Genomic DNA, 6,574 nt, shown 5'->3' on the forward strand with positions numbered 1-6,574 from the left:
GGCCGGTCCGTCAGCCACAATGCCGATCTCTACAAGGAACGGAACACCGTCGAACGCCTGATCAACAAGCTGAAGGCCTGGCGCGGAATCGCCACCCGCTACGACAAGGCGCCGGAGAGCTACCTCGCCGGCCTCCAACTCCGAGCCGCAATGATCTGGATCGACGACCTCCTGAAAGCCACCAACTGATCACAACCTCACACAGGCCCTAGGCATCTCCCCCTGCCGCGACCAGGCGCTGCCCGCCCGCCCGGAGAACCATAACCCCTGTCAGCTCCAGCGGATCAGCGAGACCCGGTGGTCGTCCGCGCCATCGAGAGGCTGCTCCAGTTCGGCGATCTTCACCGGCTGAGCACCCGGCGTGGCGAAGGCCGCTCGGTAGAGCACCCACTGCTCGCTGTCGGTCTCAGACAGGAACACGAAGCTCTTGCCGTCCGGGGAAGGCGTCGGAGATTGGACGCCACGGTCGCTCTCGGGGAGCAGGTTCTCGGTCTTGGTGACGCGCTGGTAGTCCGCGCTGAAGGTGAGCTGCTTGAGGCTGTCGTGTCGGCAAACGAGGGTGGTGTCGTCACGCCAGAAGGCCGGGTCGCAGTGCTGCCGCACCCCGGTGTCCCCGGGGATCGAGCCAGGCACGCGCAGGGCAGGCGACTTGATCTCCTTCAGGAGTCCCTCACTGCCTGGACTCACTCGGAACAAGCCGAGCCCCTCGCTGGTGCTGGCCTGCGCCACGACCCCCGAGGGAGAGATGGGCGAGTCGTCCTCGCTCGCCGCCAGGACCGTGGTGGCAGTCTGCCTGTCCTTGGTCATGTGGCTCGCGAGCTGCGCGTACGGCACCATCTGCTGGGTTCCCGCACCGCCCTTTGGATCCCGGAAGTACCGCGGCAGGTTCACCCCGTAGTGGGATGGGTCGGAGTCGTACCAGAGCTGATTGGTCACGGGATGGAAGACAGCGGCGTTCGACCCCAGATCCTTGCCGAAGGCGTCCGGATCGGGAGGCGCTATCTCCGCACCTGTCGACGTGTCGACAGCCGCGGCCCGGGAGTCCTCGGAGAGGCCCGCCAGCATCGTGAGGTCCTTGCTGAACGCGTGATGCGCTGCGATACCCGGGCCGTCGCCCTTGCAGCCGGCCGTGGGCTTGAACCCGGGCGGCAGCACGGAACTGCGCTCGGCCACCAGCTTCCCGTCCTTGACGGCGTAGGAGCGCAGGGTCACCCCGTACAGGGTTCCTCCCTTGGCGTCCGGCATGTCCGTGCAGAACATCAGCGAGATGGTGCCCTTCTGCGCGAGAGGTGCCTTCTTGACGTCCGCACCCCCCTTGCCATCCAATGCGGGAGCGTTGCCGAGCGCGCCGTCGCCTCCCGATCCTCCGCCCTCTCCACACGCACTCAGCAGCAACGTCGCCCCTGCCATGGCCAACCCCGCCCTGAACTGTCGTCTCACTGCGATTCCCCGCCTCTTTGGACATGCATGGTGCTGACGTGATCATTCAAGCAACGTTTCGGGTGTTTCCGCGAACCTCAGCGGGGCCCTCAGTTGACGTGGCATGGCCGCGCCGCCGCGTAGACCTCCGGCACCGGCGTCGGCATGCGCACCCTGGGATGCGGCTCGCTCGACCAGGTGGAATCCGAGGGTGAGCCGTGTTGGGATCGTCGCCTCGCACGGTTGGGCGAGGCATGCGGAAGATCTTTCACCTGAACGCTGCGGGCGCCCTCGCGGCCGCGGTCGTCCTGTCGACGGTGGTGCCGGCGGCCGCGGACTCCAGCTCGTGCACGCACCGCTCCTCCGGCCCCCAGGTCTGCATCCGGCTGGAGGGATCGGGCGTCTGGGCCACCCCGGTTGCGATCCGGGTCAACCCGCCGAAGAAGGTGACGTCGCGGCAGGTCTCGCTGTACGTGAACGGCGAGCGCTATCGCTTCGACCGGAACCCGGCGACGGTCACCCGGGTCGGCAAGACCCTCAGCTACACCTGGAGCCGGTCGCAGTGGGAATCCGAGTCCCGGATCTGCGTCCGCTTCAAGGACATCGACCGGATGGCCTGCGAGCGGATCAAGTCCATCAACAGAGCCCAGTTCTAGATGCCGCCAATCCCGGCCGGCGGCGCCACTCCACCCCGGTGACCGTGCCGGGTGCGGCGCCACGGGGGAGCGCCGCACCCTTGCGGTCAGCCTAACGAGGTCGGCCCCCGCCGTGCCGAGCCATTCCGCGTGGAGAAACGGGTGCACCCGTCCGCCGTCAAACTCACATCTTATGGCGAGATCTGAATGCGCGTTGAGTAACTATAAGGCTGCGCGCCGGTCTCCGGGTTCCTAACGAAGCACCTGGCGTAGATCTCCTCGCCCCCTGACTCTGTGTCTAGGCTATTGCTGCTTATGGTGAAGTTGGCCGTGCGACCCTGGTTTACAGGGCTGGGACTGGCGCTCTTGCCTCGCGTTACGAGGTCGTCATCATCGCCATCCTGTTCCCAGATGTCGCACCGAGATTGAAATGTGAATCGGTTTGTCTGGTCGAACGTGGTGAAGTTCAAGTCGTAGTCGACCTTCATATCCCACCTGGCACCGCCTGAGTGCTGACGAACTCCGTAGAGTGTGGCGCCGCTGATCCCCAGTGATGGGACAAGGTGCGGAGCATTCTCCACGGACGCCGTGGTGGAGGCTGTTGCCACGGGCACAGTCCCCATGAGCGCCAGTGCCGCCGCCGCGCATACGATTGATTTGCCAGTTCGCATGGTGACCTCCAAGGGTTAACCTTCGCCGACCTGCATGCGTAGCAGTAGTTGAAGTGCCATCGATGTCAGATGCAGCCGACTCATCAGGAAGTTGATGCTTACACCTGATGGTTCACGCGGCAAATACGTGCCGCTTCCGCGATGTTGCAGACAAACTCAGATTACGCCCGGCCTCAACCGGCCGCAGGGCGGAGGCCGGCGCCGGCACGGTGACCGGGACGTGCTGGCGGCGAAAGTTCGGATCGAAGATCCACTTACTCACCGAGAGGACCGGTCTGCCCCTGTCCGTCGGAATCTCAGGGGCGAACCTCCACGACAGCCAGGCCCTCCAGCCTCTCGTCCGTGGCATACCGCCCATCAGGTCGCGACGCGGACGCCGACGGCGCAAGCCCGGCAAGCTCCACGCCGAACGTCAGTGACAGCCCCCAGCCTGCGGATTCACCGCCCAAGCGCCACTGCACACCAACCCGCGGCGGCGCCGCGCAACGGCGGGCGGCCGGCCGGCTCAGCCGGCGGCCGCGACCGGGCCCGCCCCGAACCGAGGAACGTCCTCCATCGTCACGTCCAGACGCAGCCGCTTGAACCGCAGCGGGTGCCGGAAAACCCCGCCACGGTCCACCGCCCGGTCAGCGCTGACCTCCGCCACCAACTCGGGGCGGACCAGAACCGCGTCCAGAACGTCACGGCTCCCCCACGCCGCGGCAAACCGAACACCCTCCCACGGGTGTCCGGGGCCGGCAGCGGCCAGATACTCCACGACCTGGCGGGCCTGCTCCGGGCGCAGGGGAACGGTGCGACCGACCGTGCGCAGGCGGCCCGCCTCGTCGTGGCGGCCGAGGACCAGGAGCCCGGGGCGTGCCAGGGTGCCGGTGATGGCGCCGATGACGGCTTCGGTGGTGTCCCGTCTTCTGATCTTGGTCCACCCGCGGTATCCGGGCAGGTAGCGCTGGGCCGTGCCCTTGACCAGAATGCCTTCGACGCCGGACACGTCCGTCCAGGACTCCAGCCATTCCCGGGCCTTCGCGATGTCCGTGGTGGGACCCGCACGATCGACGTCGGCGGCCGGCTCCCTCAGCCGGTGCACGGGACGCAGCCGGTAGAACAGACCACCGTCCTCGCCCGTCGCCTCCGCCGGCAGGTCCCGGCTGTCGGCGAGCTCACAGATCTGCCCCAGCACCCCGCGCGGCGTCTCGCCCGCGGACACCGCGTACGACAGCAGCCCCCGCACGGCGACCAACACCCGGTTGATTCGGCGCCCGCACCGCACCGGCGCCGCGCCCGGGCCCGGTCGCACCACTGCCGCGACTCCGTCTCGGGGCGCAGGCGTGTACTTCAGCCAGACCATGAACAGGCCCAGATCCCGGCCGGCGTCCGGCCACGACCGGCCCGTCGCCCCGCACCAGCGCAGATACAGCGCGACGCCGCCGGCGTACGCCTTCGTCGTCAGCTCGGCCCGGTCTCGGCCAAACCGAAGGTTCCGCAGCCAGTGATCGGCCACGGTGACGGTCTCCAGATCGTCGTCAAGGACTGTCCAGTACTTCTGCCCGGACGGCATCACCACGGGGAACGCCCGCATCAGCAACTCCTGCATCGAGTCGTGCAACAACCCGCCGCAGAGCCACAACCTCCGAGAACGAGTCTCAGGAGCTCAACGAACCCACCTCACCCCACGTCACAGCTGATCCACCCCAAGAGAAAGCGGGTTCCCACCCACCCCGTACCTATGGGTGGTCTCCTGGCTTCTCTGCATTAGTCAAGGCATGACCTGAGCGGGATCGGGCGTCGCACTGAGCTGCGTCGTAGGTCCCGGAAGGTCTTCTGTCAGGGGGGTGTGTCAGAGTCTGCGCATGCTCGAGATCATGGTGAAGACGGAGAACGCGGAGCGGCACGTTCGTGTGTCTGATGAGGAACTGGCTGTGCTGGTCCGGCGCATCGGCGAGGACGGGGACCAGTTCCTGGTGGTCCATCGGATACCCGACTTGCCCGACGTCTTCGCCCAGGTCTGGCACGAGTCCGGCGGAGGCTACACGTTGGAGTACCGCGACGGTGGCGCCGACCGGCACTTCCAGGTGATGGTTGACGGTGTTGAGGCCGTGATTGAGGCTATGGCTGGCTGGGCCCGGCAGGGGTCCGGTTGGGGCACTGGTCTGGACTGGTCGCTGCTGGATATGGGCCCCACCCGCGACGTGCCGGCACTCGACCTGAGCGAAGACGAGTGCAAGGCCTTGGAGAAGCGTGTCCGTGAAACGCTGGTGGGCGGTTTCGCCGACCGCGCCGAGCTGGCGGAGCTCGCCGAGGACTACCTGGTCACCGCGGACCGTCGGCCCGTATCGCGCGAGCAGGCCGTGGCACTGGCCGACCGGATGTGGCTGGAGCGTGTCGCGGAGCAGGCCGAATGGCAGGGCGAGACCGACCCGGAACGACTCACCCGTGCGTTCACTGCCCTGCAGGAGGCAGGTATCACCGCCCGGGAGAACTTCACCTGCTGCCGCAGCTGCGGCCAGTCCGAGATCGGCGGCGAAGGCGGGACCGACGCCCGTGGCTTCGTCTATTTCCACTCCCAGTGCACGGACTCCGCCGCGGCCGGCCAAGGACTGATGCTCCTTTACGGAGGCTTCGACGGTTCACCTGAGACCACCGCAGCCATCGGCCACGAGGTCGTTGCCGCTCTGGAAGCAACTGGCCTCCAAGCCGATTGGGACGGTGACCCCAACCGGGCCATCACCGTCACCCCACTGGATTGGCGCCGCCGCCTGCTCGGCTAGAGATCCTCTCCAGAGCGTCCGCTTCGGCAACCTCGCATGCGCAGGCCACCTGTGCAGCTGTCACGGGACCGATCCAGTTAGGCGGAGCTGCTCCGCGTCGGCCACCGTCAGCCTCGCCCTGGCAAACCGGTGGACTTCAGGGCTCATTCAGGCTGCCGCGTGGTCGGGAGGATGCCAAGGGTGACGGGGGTCCTGCGTGTGAGGCGGGCGGCGTCGGCTTGCTTGGTGCGGACGAAGGTCAAGGTCATGTCGATGCCTTCGATCTCGCCGAGCCACTGCTCCTCCTCGGCGCGCCTGCGGCGGAGAATTAGGTCCTTCTCGATCTCGGCGAGCCGCGGCAGCGGGCCACGATCCAGGGCCCTGACCCCCTCCACCTTGCTGAGGTGTTCGGCCTCCACGAGAAGACCGCCATGCGCTATGCGGACTCCGCACGGGCCCTGCTGGAACAGGCCGCTGAACAGCAACGTCGACAAAACCTGCTCGACCAGGACGCACGGTGAAGGCAATCATGAGTGAGTGACGTCGACCGAAGCAGCAGAAACCGCTCTACAGGACCATGCCGCCCTCTGGAGCATGGGAGAGATCCGTGCGAGCGACGTCGTCAATGCCGCCTGCGATGCGCTCGTCGCCGGGCTCGACAGCCCGGGGCTTCGCATCCTGGCAGCCTGCACGCGTGCTGAGGCGGACTACGACGTGCACGCGTTGCTCCCCGAAGCACTCGAAGAGCTCGGCCTCACCTTCTATCCAGTTGCCAGTGAAGCCGGCCAGGAAGCCGCCGCGCGAGCCCTGGCACGCCGCATGCTCGCCGGCGAGTTGACACCTCGGGAGTTCACCTTCCGGATCCACCAGCGCCACGGACACGAACTGGCCCTGACCGAACGGCTCGCCGAACTCCACGACGAGTACGGCATCCTCGAATACGGCGACAAGACAGCGGCACAGGTCGACGCAGAGGTCACGGCAGAAGCTTGCCGCCTCGCAGCCCACCTCTCAGAGGGCGGTTCGTGACTCTTTGAGTGTTTCTGTCGTCGCCTGATGGTGTGGGTGCGGGCGGAATCCGCTGGTCCGCAGCCGGTGGTCTGTT

6 protein-coding genes and 2 pseudogenes are annotated in these 6,574 nt (G+C 67.0%); 5 read left to right on the plus strand and 3 right to left on the minus strand.

Annotated elements, in window-relative coordinates:
* Nucleotides 1-189, plus strand: a pseudogene (locus ACWDX7_RS28185) (hypothetical protein); the annotation flags it as partial.
* Between the two features lie 81 nt (nt 190-270).
* Here ACWDX7_RS28185 and ACWDX7_RS28190 read toward each other — a convergent pair.
* A complete protein-coding gene (locus ACWDX7_RS28190; protein ID WP_451493381.1) occupies nt 271-1,326 on the minus strand; it encodes a hypothetical protein in 1,056 nt (351 codons plus the stop codon).
* A 347-nt stretch (nt 1,327-1,673) separates the two neighbouring features.
* Between ACWDX7_RS28190 and ACWDX7_RS28195 the strand changes: the two genes are divergently transcribed.
* Both ACWDX7_RS28195 and ACWDX7_RS28200 read left to right on the plus strand, forming a co-directional pair.
* Nucleotides 1,674-2,075, plus strand: a complete 402-nt coding sequence (locus ACWDX7_RS28195; protein ID WP_451493382.1) for a hypothetical protein — start codon at nt 1,674-1,676, stop codon at nt 2,073-2,075.
* An 877-nt stretch (nt 2,076-2,952) separates the two neighbouring features.
* Nucleotides 2,953-3,138: pseudogene (locus tag ACWDX7_RS28200) on the plus strand (transposase); the annotation flags it as partial.
* Nucleotides 3,139-3,230: 92 nt separating this feature from the next.
* Here ACWDX7_RS28200 and ACWDX7_RS28205 read toward each other — a convergent pair.
* The gene (locus ACWDX7_RS28205) at nt 3,231-4,301 is read right to left on the minus strand and encodes a hypothetical protein (protein ID WP_451493383.1); all 1,071 of its coding nucleotides are present in this window, start codon (nt 4,299-4,301) and stop codon (nt 3,231-3,233) included.
* A 271-nt stretch (nt 4,302-4,572) separates the two neighbouring features.
* On the opposite strand from ACWDX7_RS28205, the gene ACWDX7_RS28210 reads away from it, so the two are divergent.
* Nucleotides 4,573-5,490, plus strand: coding sequence for a DUF6891 domain-containing protein (locus tag ACWDX7_RS28210; protein ID WP_451493384.1), 918 nt, complete (start codon nt 4,573-4,575; stop codon nt 5,488-5,490).
* Between the two features lie 143 nt (nt 5,491-5,633).
* Here the strand turns inward: ACWDX7_RS28210 and ACWDX7_RS28215 are convergent, their stop codons facing one another.
* A complete protein-coding gene (locus ACWDX7_RS28215) occupies nt 5,634-5,963 on the minus strand; it encodes a hypothetical protein (protein WP_451752031.1) in 330 nt (109 codons plus the stop codon).
* Nucleotides 5,964-6,006: 43 nt separating this feature from the next.
* On the opposite strand from ACWDX7_RS28215, the gene ACWDX7_RS28220 reads away from it, so the two are divergent.
* Nucleotides 6,007-6,498, plus strand: a complete 492-nt coding sequence (locus tag ACWDX7_RS28220) for a hypothetical protein (RefSeq protein ID WP_451493386.1) — start codon at nt 6,007-6,009, stop codon at nt 6,496-6,498.
* Nucleotides 6,499-6,574: the final 76 nt, after the last annotated feature.

The organism is Streptomyces sp. NPDC003034, assembly GCF_053591375.1.